16 protein-coding genes are annotated in these 17,068 nt (G+C 67.2%); 5 read left to right on the plus strand and 11 right to left on the minus strand.

Translation table 11 applies throughout. The features are described 5' to 3' along the window. Positions 1-148 precede the first annotated feature (148 nt). From ASD84_RS25565 to ASD84_RS16945, 3 genes are all read right to left on the minus strand, one after another. Positions 149-814, minus strand: a complete 666-nt coding sequence (locus tag ASD84_RS25565) for a transposase (RefSeq protein WP_200954621.1) — start codon at positions 812-814, stop codon at positions 149-151. Beyond that, on the minus strand, positions 801-1,346 hold the full coding sequence (locus tag ASD84_RS25570) for an IS110 family transposase (protein WP_200954622.1): 546 nt from the start codon (positions 1,344-1,346) through the stop codon (positions 801-803). Before ASD84_RS25570 ends, ASD84_RS25565 begins: the two co-directional genes overlap by 14 nt. A 288-nt stretch (positions 1,347-1,634) precedes the next feature. Continuing rightward, complete coding sequence (locus tag ASD84_RS16945) at positions 1,635-2,735, minus strand: XRE family transcriptional regulator (RefSeq protein ID WP_056712991.1); 1,101 nt, start codon at positions 2,733-2,735, stop codon at positions 1,635-1,637. A gap of 515 nt (positions 2,736-3,250) precedes the next feature. Between ASD84_RS16945 and ASD84_RS16955 the strand changes: the two genes are divergently transcribed. Genes ASD84_RS16955 through ASD84_RS16970 form a run of 4 tightly spaced genes read left to right on the plus strand, consistent with a single transcriptional unit; the run spans position 3,251 to position 5,442 of the window. Continuing rightward, the gene (locus ASD84_RS16955; protein ID WP_056712995.1) at positions 3,251-3,532 is read left to right on the plus strand and encodes a multiubiquitin domain-containing protein; all 282 of its coding nucleotides are present in this window, start codon (positions 3,251-3,253) and stop codon (positions 3,530-3,532) included. After that, complete coding sequence (locus ASD84_RS16960; protein WP_056713000.1) at positions 3,507-4,808, plus strand: ThiF family adenylyltransferase; 1,302 nt, start codon at positions 3,507-3,509, stop codon at positions 4,806-4,808. The genes ASD84_RS16955 and ASD84_RS16960 overlap by 26 nt, the downstream gene beginning before the upstream one ends. Next, entirely contained in the window at positions 4,805-5,236 is a 432-nt protein-coding gene (locus tag ASD84_RS16965) for a DUF6527 family protein (RefSeq protein WP_056713002.1), read from the plus strand. The genes ASD84_RS16960 and ASD84_RS16965 overlap by 4 nt, the downstream gene beginning before the upstream one ends. Beyond that, positions 5,233-5,442, plus strand: coding sequence for a KTSC domain-containing protein (locus ASD84_RS16970; protein ID WP_056713004.1), 210 nt, complete (start codon positions 5,233-5,235; stop codon positions 5,440-5,442). The genes ASD84_RS16965 and ASD84_RS16970 overlap by 4 nt, the downstream gene beginning before the upstream one ends. Positions 5,443-5,530: 88 nt before the next feature. Here ASD84_RS16970 and ASD84_RS16975 read toward each other — a convergent pair whose 3' ends face one another. The 3 genes from ASD84_RS16975 to ASD84_RS16985 all read right to left on the minus strand — a co-directional run bounded on the left by ASD84_RS16975 (position 5,531) and on the right by ASD84_RS16985 (position 8,666). Continuing rightward, positions 5,531-6,028: a hypothetical protein gene (locus ASD84_RS16975; protein WP_156392057.1), complete on the minus strand. Its 498-nt coding sequence runs from the start codon at positions 6,026-6,028 to the stop codon at positions 5,531-5,533. A gap of 428 nt (positions 6,029-6,456) precedes the next feature. Beyond that, entirely contained in the window at positions 6,457-7,578 is a 1,122-nt protein-coding gene (locus tag ASD84_RS16980; protein WP_056713007.1) for a tetratricopeptide repeat protein, read from the minus strand. A gap of 5 nt (positions 7,579-7,583) precedes the next feature. Next, complete coding sequence (locus ASD84_RS16985; protein WP_056713008.1) at positions 7,584-8,666, minus strand: tetratricopeptide repeat protein; 1,083 nt, start codon at positions 8,664-8,666, stop codon at positions 7,584-7,586. A gap of 46 nt (positions 8,667-8,712) precedes the next feature. On the opposite strand from ASD84_RS16985, the gene ASD84_RS16990 reads away from it, so the two are divergent. Beyond that, on the plus strand, positions 8,713-8,991 hold the full coding sequence (locus ASD84_RS16990) for a hypothetical protein (protein ID WP_200954623.1): 279 nt from the start codon (positions 8,713-8,715) through the stop codon (positions 8,989-8,991). Here the strand turns inward: ASD84_RS16990 and ASD84_RS16995 are convergent. The 5 genes from ASD84_RS16995 to ASD84_RS17015 all read right to left on the minus strand — a co-directional run bounded on the left by ASD84_RS16995 (position 8,978) and on the right by ASD84_RS17015 (position 17,060). Then, the gene (locus ASD84_RS16995) at positions 8,978-10,609 is read right to left on the minus strand and encodes an AMP-binding protein (protein ID WP_056713010.1); all 1,632 of its coding nucleotides are present in this window, start codon (positions 10,607-10,609) and stop codon (positions 8,978-8,980) included. The genes ASD84_RS16990 and ASD84_RS16995 overlap by 14 nt on opposite strands. 38 nt (positions 10,610-10,647) lie before the next feature. Beyond that, positions 10,648-11,988 (minus strand): MFS transporter, encoded by a 1,341-nt coding sequence (locus ASD84_RS17000; protein ID WP_056713011.1) that lies wholly within the window; start codon positions 11,986-11,988, stop codon positions 10,648-10,650. 67 nt (positions 11,989-12,055) lie between these two features. Continuing rightward, the gene (locus tag ASD84_RS17005) at positions 12,056-12,871 is read right to left on the minus strand and encodes an alpha/beta fold hydrolase (protein ID WP_056713013.1); all 816 of its coding nucleotides are present in this window, start codon (positions 12,869-12,871) and stop codon (positions 12,056-12,058) included. A gap of 80 nt (positions 12,872-12,951) precedes the next feature. Then, positions 12,952-13,503 (minus strand): TetR/AcrR family transcriptional regulator, encoded by a 552-nt coding sequence (locus tag ASD84_RS17010; RefSeq protein ID WP_162251558.1) that lies wholly within the window; start codon positions 13,501-13,503, stop codon positions 12,952-12,954. A gap of 170 nt (positions 13,504-13,673) precedes the next feature. Then, positions 13,674-17,060: a pyruvate carboxylase gene (locus tag ASD84_RS17015; RefSeq protein ID WP_056713015.1), complete on the minus strand. Its 3,387-nt coding sequence runs from the start codon at positions 17,058-17,060 to the stop codon at positions 13,674-13,676. Positions 17,061-17,068: the final 8 nt, after the last annotated feature.

Raw genomic sequence — 17,068 nt, forward strand, 5'->3', positions numbered from 1 at the left:
GATCCGAGGCCCGAAATCGGCTGCTACTTGTCGAGGCGGACCTCAATACCTACCTGCGCCTCTTGGGCTTGACCAGCTGGGATTCGAGAAGGGACGCCGGACCCACATGGACTAGCCGGGTGGAGCCCATTCCGGCTCCCTTCTGTTGTCAACCGGTCGCTGCGAGGTCCTCGCCGCGGGTCTTCCGAGACGTCGATGCCGGGCGTAGCGTCTGACCTGCGGGTCCGGGAAGTGGTTGATCCGAAGTGCCGATGTGCGGGGGCAGGTCGGCCGCGCTGGATTCTTGAGACGCCCCGCAGTGCCCTCCCGGACCCGCCCCAGCGACGCGCTCAGCGTCAGCAACGAGCTGTCGGTAGATGACGTCGGAGATCCTGCGCTTGAGACAGCGGAGTGCCTCGAGTGATTTCTTGCCCTCGGTTCGCTTGCGTCGGTAGTAGGTCCGGCCGTCGGTATCGACGCGAAGTTGCGTGACCGCAGCGATGTGGATCATGTGATTCATCCGGCGGTTGCCGGCTCGCGAGAGCCGATGCCGGTTCTGTTCGCCTGAGGATGCGTCCAGGGGCGCGGTGCCGGTCCAGGATGCGAATCGGTTGCGGTCGGCGAAGCGAGCGATGTCACCGACATCGGCGAGGATCCGGGCGGCCACGACTGGCCCGACGCCGTGGATGTCCATCAACGTAGAACCGCGGGCGAGCACGATGGCTTTGAGTTCGGCGGTGGCCTTCTTGATCTTCGCCTCGACGTTGATCAGCTCGGCGAGCTCGTCGGCCGCGATGCGCCGACGGGTCTTGCCTGCGATGTCACGCGGGCGCACGGAAGCCAGCATTGCTTTGGCCTGGCCGGTGGTGATGTCGCGTTTGGCCTGTCCCGGAAGGAGTTCTGCGAGCAAGGCTTGAAGGCGGTCGACCGTCTGGACGCGGCGCCGGGGTCAGTGCTTCTCGTCGGTCGGTGAACATCCGTAGCGCTTCAAGTTGGCCGTCGACCTGCAGCACTCGCAAGGTCTTGGTGCGGACTGCGACGATCGCGATCGAGTGGGCGTCCCGGGCGTCGGTCTTGCGGTTGTGGCCGGTGTCGAACAGCCGGATACGGGCCGCGAGCTTAGCTGGGACATCGACGACATGTTCGCCGGACTCGAGCAGCCGTTGCGCCAGCGGACGTCCGACACCGTTGGCGCCCTCGACTGCCCAGACCCGATTCGGCCATGACTTCGCGTAGGTCCGCATTGCCTTGTAGCCAGCCTGGTCAGTGGTGAAGCGACCAGAACCAAGCAGCTGTTCTTGCTGGTCTACGACCTCGATCGTCGCTGACAGCTTGTGGGGATCGACCCCGATGATGACGTGCTCCATGTGCTTCTCCCGCCTGTGGCTCAGACCGATGTGGACGGCGAGGTGGGCATTGCTACTACGAGCAGGGCAGTCCCTTCTTGAGCCACGCCTCGTCAGCGGCGCCCGGCGGGCTGCAGACCGAAAGTGAGCCACACCCGCGAGGGGTGGGCAGCCCAATAGAGAGCCAACCGCCGAGCACCTAGACCGAGTCTGGCCAGACACCGGCCCTACGAGGAAGTCTCTAGTAGCCCACTATGCAGCGCAGCCACAGCGCGCAAATGACACTGCTTGCGCATCTTGCGCGCTGGGCTACTTCCAGCCGGATAGCGCTGCGTCGACGGCAGGTGCGTTCTTGGCCAGCGTCGTACGCCAGTCAAGTCGTTTGTGGTGCTGGAGGTGACCGACCACGACAATGCGAGCTACGCCGAGGTCAGCAGCAACCTGATCGACCCAGGGCCCACTGATCCGTACCGGCACCGACGGGAAGCCTTCGGGGAACAGCCACTCACCGGCCAAGGTGTTTGCGCCGTCCTCACGTTCCGCCTCGCCCTCATGGGTCTCGTCGAGATCCTCAACGATCATTCGATCGGCGTCAACGTGGTTCATCAGGATGTGCGCGATCTCGTGAAGAAGAGTGAAAAGTACTTTGTCGAACCGCTTCCCACGTCCGGACAATCCAATGACCGGGTAGTTGTCGACGTACATGGCGCAGCCGTCGATCTTGCCGCCAGGAAGCATCTCGACATACACGAGACGAACACCAACTTCGGCGAACAGCTCAGGCAGTTTCGCGAAGTCCTCTGAGGTCATCAATGTCGTGGAGAGCATGGCCGCCAGCTTCCTCAGGCCCTTGGCTGAGTACTTGCTCTCCGGAGCAAGCTGCCGTGCCTCCTTTCGCACACAGGCAACCCATGCCCGCTGAAGGACGCTGATGTTCTCACCCTGGTTGCCTCGCTTGGCTGCGGCCGCGAACCCAGGTTCGTCATCCAGCGAGTCGAGCTCGAATAGTTCCATCACCTCGGCCTCGAGATCATCCAACGATTTGCCTGTGAGGATCTTCCGCTTCTGAAGAAGTTGGATCGGGCCCTTGCGGTTCAGGAGCGCCCTGCGCCGCACCTCATCGAGCTTGCCCTTAGTGACGGGATTGTTCTGCTGCTCGGCCAGGAGGTACTGGTCCTGCAGTTGAAGCCAGTACTCAGCTGTGTGGTCGAGCGCCGCACCAATCTGGGCAGCGGACTCGCGAGTGATCTCTTTCTTGCCGGTGACGATCTCCGAGACGAACTGGGTCGGGCGACCGAGGACGACAGCGAAGTCGGCCTGGGACCAACCTCGCGAATCAAGCTCGCGGCCGAGGATCTCGCCGACCGGTATTTGGCCAATGGGCAGTGGGTCGTGGTCAGTGTTGCTCATCGCAGGGGGTCCAGTTCTGGAGTCAAAAGTCCGAAGACCACTGCGCCGTGGCTGTCGGAGTTCTTGAACGTGAGATCGATTACGCGGCCCGAGCCCAACGTCGCCCGTGCCCTGTCGGGGTCACCAGACTCGTCAAACTCGATCCGCAACATGCGCGTTCGCCACAGGTCACCTTCAACCTGAGCTGCTCGTGCGCACTGAACGAGGACGCGAAAGTCCGAGATCTCCTGAGCACTCCACCCATTGGGGCTGAACTCAGATTCCGTGGCGAGGCGTCGCAACTCCTCATCCAAGTACTCCCGCTCCACGCGCCTGCTCTCCATCACCCATCGGCTGATGACTGCTCTTCCTGAGCGTGACGCTACCTGCCCGGTGTACCCCGACTCCTGCAGGACACACCGCAAACCATTGAGTCGTCTTCACGTCTTCATCCGTAGGGTGATGAACCCTATGCTACATTTGCAGTCAAGGTCGTCGAACGAGGACCTTCACCAACAGGAAGGCGGAACCAGCTCATGACCCAGGCCATCACGCAGAACCAAGGCGACAAGAAGGACCACAAGGAGTACGACGTCACCATTAACGGCACGGCGTTCCCCCTCGACCACGAGACCGTGACCTACGAAGAGTTGGGTCAACTCGCCTACCCGGGCCACGACCCGCAGGCACTTTTCACCGTGACCTACAAGAACGCCATCGCCCCGCACGGCGGCAGCGGCACCCTGGTCGCCGACGAGTCCGTGAAGGTCAAGAAGAAGGGCACGACGTTCAATGTCCGGCTCTCGACTCGTTCGTAACAGCCCGGACCTGGCCCTCCTCGCCCAGGAGGGCTACGCCATCCGCATTGTCGGCGGATACCTAGTCGTCGACGACATCCCGTTCGTCAACGACGCTGCTCAGGTCCAGTGGGGTTCCTTCCTCTGCCCACTGGACCTGAGCGGAGACGCCACCATCAAGCCCAGCAACCACGTGATGTGCCTTGTGGGCGGTGTGCCTCGCGACAAGAACGGCGCCGCGATCGAAGGCCTGATCAACGACGGTGTCGAGAAATGGTCGGCCGGACCCGACCTCACCGCGGCCTGCGGGTTCTCACAGAAGCCGCGACCAGAGGGCTACACCGACTTCTACGAGAAGGTCACCTACTACACGGCAATGCTGATCGGGCCTGCCCAGGCCATCGACCCGACATTGACACCGCTGACCTTCAAGCCGGTCGCGACCGATGAGGACGATGGCGCGTTCTGCTACCTCGACACATTCTCCAGCCGAGCTGGGATCACCGAACTCAACAATGTGCTGGCGTTGCCGAAGATCGTGATCATCGGCCTGGGTGGTACCGGTGCGTACCTTCTCGACCTCCTTGCCAAGACCCCCATTCAGACGATTCACCTCTACGACGGCGACATTTTCCGCACCCACAACGCCTACCGCGCTCCTGGCGCCACCGGCATCGAGGACCTGCGTGCCGGCAAGTACAAGGTCGAATACTTCTCACAGATGTACTCACTGATGCGGCGCGGCATCGAACCGCACCCGGAGTACGTCACCGACGCGAACGTCCGCGAGATCCTCGACGCCAGCTTTGTGTTCCTGTCCATGGACACCGGCCCCGACAAGAGGGCCATCATCGAGGCCCTTACAGCCCGCGGCGTCCCGTTCATCGATACCGGTGTCGGTATGGCCAAGGACCCTGGCGGCATCAACGGCCTGATCCGAATCACGTTCTCTTCCCCCGGCCACAGCGACCACATCGAACGTGACCAAGTGATCTCATACTTCGCGGGCGAAGACGCCGAGTACGACACGAACCTCCAGGTCGCGGAGCTCAACGCGCTTGCCGCTGTCCACGCAGTGATCCGCTACAAGAAGTACTTGGCTTTTTACGCCGATACCGAGAACGAACACCACACCGTGTACGCCGTGGACTCCAACGACCTGTTCAACCGGTACGGCACCTCCGAACACAGGGCCGCCTCCGACATCACCGCGGCCGAGCCCTCAGGTGCGCCGAAAACCGGCGAGATCGCGTGTACCGACGGGAACCGATCAACCAATACTGGAGACGCAGCATGAAGGCCAAAGAACTCACACCGGTATTCACCGACTACATCCCTTCCGAGCTCGAGCCGGAGACGCTGTACATCTCGATGGAGTTCGACATCGCAGTCCACCTGTGCGCCTGCGGATGCGGAACAAAAACGGTCACTCCGCTCGGAGCCCGCGACTGGATCCTGACCTACGACGGAACCGTGTCCCTGCGCCCGTCAGTCGGCAACGGCCAACAGCACTGCAGGTCGCACTACTACGTCAGAGGCAACCGGATCGACTGGCTCGCACCGATCTCCGCCGCCGCAACCAAGGCCGCAACCACTCGCGACCGTGCTGCCCACACCCAGCTCGCGCCAGCGGCTCAGGCGGCACAACCGACGTGGTGGCAACGCCTGCGGAATCGATTCGCACGGACTCGAAGGAACGCGACCAGCCAAGGAGGCACTCAATGAACATGACCCCCGTCACCTCAGACAACGTCCGCGCAGTCGGCTACGACCACGGCACCCAGGTCCTACGTGTCACGTTCCGATCAGGCGGCACGTACGACTACTACAACGTCCCGGTCCACCTCTTCGAGGTCATGCTTCTCCCGCACCCGTGGCGACGGGTCGGCCGACAGATCAAGGCCCATCGCTACAGCCGGGTCGCGGCTTGAGCTAGAGCACCGGCCTGCGACGAACCCGTCATGCAGGTGCGCCCGACGGCTGTCTCCAGTGCGTCATAGCGCCGCGTCGCGAGCGCCGTCAGGGCGCTTCTCGATCGCGGACGAACGCCTCTACTCGAGCGCGACGCACCTCGACCGTAGAAGCGCGGGTTCTTGCGTTGTCGGCCGTCACCATTAGGGAACCCCACAGAGCAATCGCCAAGGCCAGACCTGTGAGGCCCGCAAGCATGGCCAAGACTAGGACGGACGCGGCCCAGAGGTGCCCGGCGGCGTCGTCAACGAACCGGGCGGCGCCCCAGGTCATCGCCGCGCCTACGACTGCCGTACCGGCAAGGTACATGTGGCCGCGACGGGTCAGCGCTTGCGGGCCGACCCAGCGTGACCCGTAAATGATCGCCTTCTCCTCGGCTACCCGCTCCAGGACCTTTCGAGCCGTGCCTTCGGGGAGAAGTTTTGCGATCTCCAAATCCTGTTTGATTGCTCGTCGGGCGAGGGCACCCCGGCCACCTGTCGCATAGAGCGCTGTCGCCACGCCAACCGTTGCCGGCACACCCACCGTCAGCCAAAGATCGCTCATCACCAAGACGCTACGCGGCACCGCCAGCATTGCGGCGCAAGCCCGACGCGCGTCCTTTGCCGCTAGTGGGCCTACCGGCTCACGGCCGAGTGCCGGCATAAACTCGGCACTTCAGCATCCTCAACGCTCTTACGAGAGCAGTCGAGATTTCCGACGCCGCGACGTACCATTGATCGCGAAAGGCCCATCAGTTCTGGGTCCTGACGCCAGACGGCAGTTGCAAGGTCGAGTTTTCGCGAGAGTTTCCGAGGCCTGCAATCGGTTCCTACTCGTCGAGAAGGTCAGAGGTTCGAATCCCCTCAGCTCCACCAGTTCTTGCGGGTCAGCGGCAGGCTTCCGGAACCTCGGGTTGAGGAGAAGGAGCCCTGTCTCGTCCTTCTTGCCGACACTTCACCCCACTCCCGTCGTGCTGCTGGTGCTGCTCGGAATCAGTGGCGGAGGGCGCCATTCGCGCGGGTGGGGAGGCGGAGTCCAGTTGACGCCCCTGCGCTGCGGAACGCTTGCACTGCTCCTTCGTGATCGCCCACTTCGGCGAGCAGGTGCGCCAACTCGAACCAGACCTGTGCTGCACCCTTGTCCGCTCCCGCGGCGGTGAGGACGTGGACACCGGCCTGGAACAGGGTCCGGGCACGGGCGCGATCGCCGCCGCCGAAGGCGATCCGACCCTTGAGGACCAGGCTCTGCGCCTCCAGGGTCGGTCCGCCGGTCGGCTTGGTCTCCATGACCTTCTCCGCGCACTCCAGTGCGGTCTCGCGGTCGCCGAGGACGAGGTGGGCCCGGCCGCGCAGCAGGTGCAGGTAGGAGATGTCCCACGCTGAAGCCCCTGACCAGCTCAGCCCGCGCTCCAGGGTCGTGAGGATCTCCAGGGTTGCCTCGGCGTTCGGCGGGTTCTCGAGAAGGTGCAGGTTCGCGATCGCAAGACGCAGACGCGCCAGGTTGCGGTTGTCGTCGCTGACCTCGAAGTGAGCGAGTGCCTTGCGGGCGAGGTCGATGGCTTTGCCGGTGGCGCCGCGTGCTGCCTCGACGTTGCTGGCGTTCCAGTACGCGGACGCCTTGCCGACGACGGAGCCGTGCAGCTCGGCTGCCTCGAGCGCGAGCATGCAGGTGCGCATGGCTTGCCCGGTGTCGCCATGGTTGAGGTGGGCGCCTGCCGTCGTCACGGTCAGCTGGATGGCCTCGGTGAGTCCGTCGATCCCCAGCTCCTCGATCTTCGGCCTTGCCTGTTCACCGACCTTGATCGCCCGGGGATGGTCGCCGCTGTTGGAACAGCACCTGGTCAAGGCGATCAACGCCCTCAGCCAGCTCGCGTCAGCGCTCGGGGTCGCGGTGAGGTCCTCCAGTACGGCGATGGCGCCGTTGAGGTCACCGGTGACCTCCAGCGCGCCCGCGCGGACCTGGAGCGCAGCGCGACGGACGTGCGGAACCTGATCGATCAACGGATCGGCCAGTATGACGTCAGCCGCCCGGAGCGCGCCCGGGCCGTCGCCTGACGCCATGGACAGCTCTGCGTTGTCGATCGCGCGGCTCAGCTCCGCGAGGTGTGGGTCCACCTGTCTCATCGTGTGAGGCCGGTCGGAGGTTGCAGGCCACTGGACGCGCCGGCGCTGCGGAACGCCTGGACCGCGCCGTCCGTGTCGCCCACCTGGGCCAGGAGCTCGGCCAGGTCGAACCACAGCTGCGCGGCGCCGCGGTCGGAGCCTGCCGCGGTGAGTGCGTGGACGCCGGCCCGGAAGCGCTGGCGGGCTTCGGCGTGGTCGCCGTCCGCGAAGGCCAGGCGCCCGTGGAGCACCAGGCACTGGGCTTCCAGGACGGGAGCCTCGGTGGGCTTGATCTGCTCGGCCCTGTCCAGGCAGGTCCGCGCGGCATCGAGGTCGCCCAGGAGCAAATGGGCCTTGGCACGCAGGACCTGGGTGAACGCGAGGTCCCAGGCAGGCATGTCGGACCAGTTCATCTCCAGCTCGACGCCGTCCAGCATCTCCAGTGCCGTCGGGGCATCGGGCGGGTCCTGCATCAGGTGCAGGTTGGCGATCTGGGATCGGAGCTTGATGCGGTTGCGGCGGTCGTCGCTGAGCTCGAACGTCGCCAGGGCCGTGCGAGCAAGGTCGATGGCGGTTTCGATCTGCCCGCGCGCTGCTTCGACCAGGCTGGCGTTCCAGTACGCCGATGCCTTGCCGATGACCGAGCCGTGCTCCTCGGCGGCCTCGATGGCACGCAGGCAGGTGCGCATCGCGGTGCCCGGGTCGCCGCCGAAGAGGTGCGCGCCGGCAACGGTGACCGTCAGCTGGATGGCCTCGGTCAGACCCTGCAGCCCGAGGTCGTCGATGGTCGCGGCCGCCCGTTCCTCGACCGCGATCGCTCGCGGGAAGTCACCGCTGTCGCGGTAGCAGCGAGACAACGCAATGAGGGTCTTGAGCCAGCTCGCGTCCGGCGTCGGGGTCGCCACCAGGTCTTCGAGTACGACGATCGCGGCGGTCAGGTCGCCGAGGCGCTCGAGGGCGCCGGCCCTGACCTGGCGGGCGGCGCGCGACAGGCCGGGCACCTGCTCGGTCGCCGGGTCGGAGAGGACGGCGTCGACCGCGGCGAGCGCGGTGCGGGCATCGCCGGAGGCAAGCGCCAGGTCGGCGAGGTCGAGATCCACGTGCTCATCCTGCCTCACGGGGATTTCCCGGCAGACATTGCCAGACATGCGTAGGATGTCAAAACATGTCTACGGTGCGTCGGGCGACGCCGCCTGGTCCGGGAAGGACGCCATGCCGAACTACTGCGTGAACCGGAACGTCGACCATCCGGGCGACCACGAGGTGCACGACCTCGACTCGACCCTGGGCTGCCTGCCGGCACCCGCGAACCGCCTGAACCTCGGACAGCACGCGTCCAGCGTGGAGGCCGTCGCCGCGGCCCAGGTGCACTTCCCGACGGCCAACGGCTGCCGGTGGTGCGCCTCGTTGGTCACTGCGCCGTAGCTGCTCCCGGGACGGTGAGCCCGAGGCGCTGGGTCGTTTCCTCGCGCATCTCGATCTTGCGGACCTTGCCGGTGACGGTCATGGGGAACTCGTCGACGAGCAGGACGTAGCGCGGGACCTTGTAGTGCGCGAGCTTGCCGGTCGCGAATTCCTTGACCGCGGCGGCGTCCAGCGGAGTCCCACCTGGCTTCATCCTGATCCAGGCGCAGAGCTCCTCGCCGTACTTCTCGTCGGGGACCCCGATGACCTGGACGTCCTCGACGTCGGGGTGGGTGTAGAGGAACTCCTCGATCTCGCGGGGGTAGATGTTCTCCCCACCGCGGATGACCATGTCCTTGATCCGCCCGACGATGGCGCAGTACCCGTCCTCGCGCATCACCGCGAGGTCACCGGTGTGCATCCACCCCTCGGCATCGATCGCTTCGGCCGTCTTGTCGGGGTCGTTCCAGTACCCGAGCATCACCGAGTAGCCGCGGGTGCAGAACTCCCCGGCCACACCCCGCTCGACGGTCTCCCCGGTGACGGGGTCGACGATCTTGACCTCGACGTGGGGGTGGACCCGTCCGATGGTCGCGGTACGACGATCGAGGTCGTCACCGGCGCGGGTCTGGGTCGACACGGGGCTGGTCTCGGTCATGCCGTAGGCGATCGAGACCTCGGCCATGTGCATGTCGTCGATGCAGTGCTTCATCACCTCGACCGGACAGGGTGAGCCGGCCATGATCCCGGTCCGCAGTGACGACAGGTCGTAGCCGGCGAACCCGGGCGCGTTCTGCATCGCGATGAACATCGTCGGTACGCCGTACACGCCGGTGCACTTCTCGTCCTGGATGGTCTGCAGTGTGATTGCGGGGTCGAACCCGGGTGCCGGAATCACCATCGTCGCGCCGTGGGTGGTGCAACCCAGGTTGCCCATCACCATCCCGAAGCAGTGGTAGAAGGGCACCGGGATGCACAACCGGTCCTGCGGGGTGAAGTTGATCGTCTCGGTGACGAAGTACCCGTTGTTCAAGATGTTGCGGTGCGACAACGTCGCGCCCTTGGGGAACCCCGTCGTTCCCGACGTGTACTGGATGTTGATCGGGTCGTTCGGGTCCAGGGACCACGTCACCAGGTCGGCGAGCGTGATGCCGGGGTCGTGGACGTTGTGCTCGGCCCACTCCGGCGTGCCGAGGAACAGCACCGTCTCCACCGGGGTCTCCTCGACCACCTCCGCCACCATCGCCCGGTAGTCACTGGTCTTGAAGGCGGTCGCCGAGACCAGCAGCTTCACCCCCGCCTGGTTGAGCACGTAGGCCAGCTCGTGGGTGCGGTAGGCCGGGTTGATGTTGACCAGGACCGCCCCGATCTTCGCCGTCGCGTACTGCGTGATCGTCCACTCCGCACAGTTCGGCGCCCAGATCCCCACCCGGTCACCCTTGGCGACCCCGGCCCGCAACAGGCCGATCGCGAAGGCGTCGACGTCACGGTCCAGCTCGGCATAGGTCCACCGCCGACCCGTGGCGATCTCGACCAGCGCCTCGCGGTCGCCGTACGACGCCACCGTCCGCTCGAAGCTCGCTCCGATCGTCTCCTCGAGGAGGGGAGTGCTGCGGTCGCCGGCGTCGTACGACTCCATGATCTGTCCTCTGGTGTGCGGGGTTGGTGGTGCCAGAGTCACGCGGGGACCGCGGTCTCGACAAGGGGTACGTCGGTCATCTCGTCGCGGGTGTCCTCCATCGACCGCGACTTCGTCTCCGGAAGCATCAGGGCACAGACGACGCTCAGGAGGCCGAATCCGGCCAGGACCCAGCCGATCGCGCTGGCGTTCCCGGCGTCGCTCAGGCGTGAGGCGATCATCGGTGCGGTGCCGCCGCCGATGACACCGGCGAGGTTGTAGGCGATGCCGGCGCCGGTGTAGCGGTACTCCGTGCGGAACATCTCGGGCAGCAGTGCGCCGGCCGGTCCGTACGACGCCGCGAAGATGACCAACGTGCCGTACAGGCCGATGGCGAAGGTGACCGCCGTGCCGTGGTCGAGGATCGGGAACAGGGCCAGGCCCCACGGGACCGCGACCACGCAGGACGCCAGGACGATCCGCTTGCGGCCGATGTGGTCGGAGTAGATGGCGCTCAGCGCGATGACCGCTCCGAAGACCACTGCGCCGCCCATGCCGATGCCGAGCACGGTGGCGCGGGACAGGCCGACCACTGCGGTGCCGTAGGAGGTGAGGTAGGCGGTGCCGATGTAGAAGAACGCGAACAGCATGGCCAGGGCTCCGCCAGCGATGAGGATCTCGCGCCACTGGTGCCGGATGGCGCCGGCGAAGGGCGCCTGGGTCCTGATGCGGGGCTTCGCCTCGGCCTCGCGGAACATCGGGGTCTCCTCCACCTTGAGGCGGACGTAGAGACCGATCAGGACCAGCAGCGAGGAAGCCAGGAACGGCACCCGCCAACCCCACTCGATGAACGCCGGCGAGGCCTCGCCGATGAAGAGGTTGACCAGCAGGAAGGTGCCGGTGGAGAGGGCGAACGCGAACGCCGGACCGATCTGGGGGAACACCGCGTAGAGGCCGCGCTTGTCCGCGGGCGCGTACTCCGCGGCGAGCAGGGTCGCTCCGGCCCACTCGCCGCCGACCGACAGGCCCTGGACGAAGCGGAGGGCGACCAGCAGGATCGGCGCGACGACGCCGATGCTGTTGGCGCTGGGCAGCAGACCGATGAGGACGGTCGCCGTACCCATCAGCAGCAGGGTGCTGATCAGCGTCTTCTTGCGACCGAGCCGGTCACCGAAGTGGCCGAAGAGGACAGCGCCGAAGGGGCGCGCGATGAACGCCACCGCGAACGTCGCGAAGGACGCCACCGTGGCGGCCGACTCGCCCAGGGCAGGGAAGAAAACGGTGGGGAACACCAGCGCTGCCGCGGTGCCGTAGATGAAGAAGTCGTAGAACTCGATGGTGGTGCCCGCGGAGCTCGCGAATGCCACCCTTCGCATGGAGGTCTGGTCCTGGTTGCTCATGTCGAGGAGTGTGTGGGCGGTCACACCTTCGCCGGTACCCGCCAAAGTGGGTGCCGCCCGGTGCGGCTCACGAGCTCCCGTCGACGGGGAGTGGCGACTTCGCTGCTCGGTCGACAGCACTGGTCACGTCCAGGACGGTCCGTACGACGAGCGCCGGGTCGTCGTACATCGGGACGTGGCCGACGTGGGGGAGCACCATGCGTTCGGCGTTCGGCACGAGGGTGGTGAACCGGGCGCCGTACGGCTCGAGGGGGATCAGGGCGTCCTCGCCCGACCAGGCGATGCGTACGGGGCAGTCGATGGGTCCCAGGGTGTGCTCGGTGGTGAGGAACCACTGCTTGAGCGGCTTGGAGATCGTGCACTCGCCCATGGCGGCCGTGAAGGCCAGCGCCGCTTCGGGGGTGATCCGGTCGCCGTGCGCGACCGCGATCTTCAGTGCGGCCCGCCGCGCGGCCGGGGACCGGAAGAGTGTCGGGAGCAGCGGGGCTCCCCGGAGGATCAACTGACGCGCGACGGCCAGCTTGAAGTCCAGTACGCGCAGGTGGTGGCCGCTCGGCTCCCAGCCGAGCGCGGGGGAGAGCGCGGTCACCGAGAGTGCTCGTCCGCGGGCGGCGAGCTCCAGGGCGAGCCATCCGCCCAGCGAGTTCCCGACCAGGTGGGCGCGGTCCACGCCCACCTGGTCGAGGTCGCGCTCCAGCTGGTCGGCGAGGGCTGTCGCCGTGGGGGCGATGCCGGCGGCGAGCGATGGCCCACCCGCATGTCCGGCGAGGCGGGCCACGTGGACGCGATGGTGCTCCTGCAGGGCGGGCACGACGGGGTCCCAGTGGTGCCAGCTGGCGGTGTAGCCGTGAATGCAGAGCAGATCGGATGCACGAGCGTCCATGAGGGTCCTCACCTGAGTTGACTAGGTGTCGAGAATAATCGACGCCCTGTCAAATGGGAAGGAGCGGCTTCAAACCGGGCTCAGGTGCGAGCGCCCATCGCGGACAGCCACAGGTGCTTGAGGACCTCGACGGTCTGCTCGCTGGCGGCGTCGTCGGACTTGTCGCTGCGGTCCTGGTAGAGCAGGTACATGGTGGTCTCGCCGAGGCGGCGCACCAGTGCCGGAACGTCGCCGAAGCCCGGCGCCACCAGTCCAGCGGCACGATCGCGCTCAACCTGTTGGGCAACGAGATCGCTGACGCGGCCGATCTGTTCCCGCCAGGCGCGGGTCAGGTCCTCGTCGAGCGGGAGGGCCTCCAGCGACGCGATCAGCAGGGCTTCGTGGGACCGCCAGATCCGCAGGGCGTTCTGCAGCACCCGGGTCACGTAGTCGCTGACGGACTCTCCCTCGGGCCGGACGTACGAGTCCGTTGCGTCCACGAACTCGGACCAGATGTCCACGGACGCAGATCCGAGCGCCGCGTACTTCGACTCGAAGTAGAAGTAGAAGCCCGAGCGAGCAACCCCGGCTTCGGTCGTGATGTCCGCGACGGACAGGTCGCCGAAGCGCTTGCGCTCCAACAGTCGGGTCATTGCCCCGAGAAGGGCCTCCCGCTGGACGTCGCCCTTGCGCGTGGGGCGACGGTCCGCGCCCCTCGGTGCCGGTGACGGTGCCGGTGAGGGCGCCGGTGAGGGAGGGCTCGTGGAACGGGAGGATGGCACGGCAGCAACCATAGGCGTTCGGCCGTGCCCGCTCTGGTGACTCAGTCCACCACCAGCACCAGGTCGCCCGCCTCGACTGCCTGAGGATGGGTGAAGGCGACGCGGCGGACGGTGCCGGCGACCGAGGTCGTGATGGCGGCCTCCATCTTCATCGCCTCGATCGTGGCGACGGTGTCGCCGGCCTCGACCTGGTCGCCCTCAGCGACGGTGATGCTGACGACGCCCTGGAAGGGTGCCGAGACGTGGCCGGGACGCGAGGGGTCGGCCTTCTCCGCCGCGGCGACCTCGGCGGCCACCGATCGGTCCCGGACGGAGATCGGACGGATCTGTCCGTTGAGGGTGGACATCACCGTGCGGTAGCCGCGTTCGTCGGGGTCGCTCACGGCCTGGACGCCGACCAGGAGCCGCTTGCCCTCGGACATCTCGACGACGTGCTCCTCGCCGTGCTGCAGGCCGTAGAGGTACTCACGCGTCGGTACGACGGACAGGTCGCCCCACCGCGACTGCGCTTCCTCGAACTCCCGCATCGGCCCCGGGAACAGCAGCCGGCTGAGCGTCGCGCGGGTGTCGTCCCTCAGCCCCGCCTCCTGGTCCGCGGTGATCGCCTCGGCGGGCGGCGTCCACGGCCGGCCGGCGATGGCCTTGCTGCGGAACGGCTCGGGCCAGCCGCCGGGCGGGTCACCCAGCTCGCCGTGGAGGAATCCGATGACCGAGTCCGGGACGTCGTACGACGCCGGGTCGGCCTCGAACGCGACGGGGTCGGCGCCGGCGGCGACGAGCGTGAGCGCCAGGTCGCCGATCACCTTCGAGGACGGGGTGACCTTCGGGATCCGCCCGAGGATGTCGTTGGCGGCGGCGTACATGTCCTCGACCTGCTCGAACCTCTCGCCGAGGCCGAGCGAGATGGCCTGCTGGCGCAGGTTGGAGAGCTGGCCGCCGGGGATCTCGTGGCGGTAGACCCGACCGGTCGGTGCGGGGAGTCCGGACTCGAACGGCGCGTAGAGGCGTCGTACCGACTCCCAGTAGGGCTCCAGTGCGTTCACGGCTGCCAGCGAGAGTCCGGTGGCCCGGGCGGTGTGGTCGGTCGCTGCGACGAGCGAGGACAGCGGCGGCTGCGAGGTCGTCCCGGCCATCGAGGCCGTGGCCGCATCCACCGCGTCGACGCCTGCGGCGATGGCGGCGGTGAGCGTGGCGAGCTGACCGCCTGCGGTGTCGTGGGTGTGCAGGTGGACGGGGAGGCCGAACCGCTCGCGCAGTGCGGTGACCAGGGTGGTCGCGGCCGGTGCGCGGAGCAGCCCGGCCATGTCCTTGATCGCGAGCACGTGCGCGCCGGCGTCGACGATCCGCTCCGCGAGGCGAAGGTAGTAGTCGAGCGTGTAGAGGTCCTCGGCCGGGCTGGACAGGTCGCCGGTGTAGCAGAGCGCCACCTCGGCGACGCTGGTGCCGGTGGCGCGGACCGCCTCGATCGCCGGCCGCATCTGGTCCACGTCGTTGAGGGCATCGAAGATCCGGAAGACGTCGACGCCGGTGGCTGCCGCCTCGTCGACGAAGGCGTTGGTCACGCTGGTCGGGTACGGCGTGTAGCCGACCGTGTTGCGTCCGCGCAGCAGCATCTGCAGGCACACGTTCGGCACCGCCTCGCGCAGCCGGGCGAGCCGGTCCCAGGGGTCCTCGGAGAGGAAGCGCAGTGCGACGTCGTACGTCGCTCCGCCCCAGCACTCGAGGGACCACAGCTCCGGTGTCGTCCGTGCCACGTGGCCGGCGACGCCCAGCAGGTCGTGGGTCCGCACCCTGGTGGCGAGCAGCGACTGGTGCGCGTCGCGGAAGGTCGTGTCGGTCACGGCGACGGCGGTCCGGGCGCGCAGCTCGGCTGCGAACGCCTCGGGTCCGAGCTCGAGCAGCCGCTGCCGGGAGCCGTCGGGCACCGCGGCCGTGAGGTCGACCTCCGGCAGCTTCGTCCGCGGATCGACGGAGACGGGCGCCTCGCCGTACGGCTGGTTGACGGTCACGTCGGCGAGGTAGTTGAGCAGTCGGGTGCCGCGGTCACCCGAGGCGCGGGCGATCAGCAGGTGGGGGTGGGTCTCGATGAAGCTGGTCGTGACCCGTCCGGCGGCGAAGTCGGGGTCGTCGAGCAGCGCCTGCAGGAACGGGATGTTCGTCGCCACCCCGCGGATGCGGAACTCCGCGACGGCGCGACGGGCTCGGGTGACGGCGTCCTCGAGGGTCCGTCCACGACAGGTGAGCTTCGCCAGCATCGAGTCGAAGTGCGGGCTCACCTCGGCGCCGGTGAACGTCGTACCACCGTCGATCCGGACGCCGGCGCCACCGGGGGAGCGGTACGCCGTGATGGTGCCCGTGTCCGGGCGGAACCCGTTGGCGGGGTCCTCGGTGGTGATCCGGCACTGCAGGGCCGCGCCGCGGACCCGCACCATGTCCTGCGACAGGCCGAGGTCGGCGAGCGTCTCGCCAGCAGCGATGCGCATCTGGGACTGGACCAGGTCGACGTCGGTGACCTCCTCGGTCACCGTGTGCTCGACCTGGATCCGCGGGTTCATCTCGATGAACACGTACTGGCCCTGCGGGTCGAGCAGGAACTCCACCGTCCCGGCGTTCCGGTAGCCGATCTCGCGGGCGAACCGTACGGCGTCCGCACACATCCGGTCGCGCAGGTCGGGGTCCAGGTTCGGGGCCGGCGCGATCTCGACGACCTTCTGGTGCCGGCGCTGGACCGAGCAGTCGCGCTCGAAGAGGTGGATCACGCCACCTTCTTCACCGGTGCCGTCCGAAAGGATCTGCACCTCGATGTGCCGCGGCTCGATGACCGCCTGCTCGATGAAGACCGTCGGGTCGCCGAAGGCGGCCTCGCCCTCGCGCATGCAGGTCTCGATCGCCTCGCGCAGCTGGGTGCGGTCGTCGACCCGCCGCATGCCCCGACCGCCGCCGCCGGCGACGGCCTTGACGAACAACGGCGCCGGGATCGCCTCGGCCGCGACGAGGAGCGCGTCGACGTCCGTGGACGGCTCGACGCTCTGCAGCGTCGGCACCCCGGCGGCCTTCGCCGCCGCGATCGCGCGGGCCTTGTTGCCCGTCAGTTCCAGGACCTGCGAGGAGGGCCCGATGAACGTGATGCCGGCTGCGGCGCACGCCTCGGCCAGCGCCGGGTTCTCCGAGAGGAAGCCGTAGCCGGGGTAGATCGCGTCCGCACCGCACGCGACCGCGGCGGCGACGATCGCCTCCGGGTCGAGGTAGCTGCGGACCGGATGTCCCCGCTCACCGATCTCGTAGGCCTCGTCGGCCTTCAACCGGTGCTCGGACCCGCGGTCCTCGTAGGGGAAGACGGCCACGGTCGTCGCGCCCAGCTCGTGGGCGGCGCGGAACGCCCGGATCGCGATCTCGCCACGGTTGGCGACCAGAACCTTCGAGAACATCGGTGAAC

Source organism: Nocardioides sp. Root682 (genome assembly GCF_001427795.1).
Lineage (GTDB): Bacteria > Actinomycetota > Actinomycetes > Propionibacteriales > Nocardioidaceae > Nocardioides.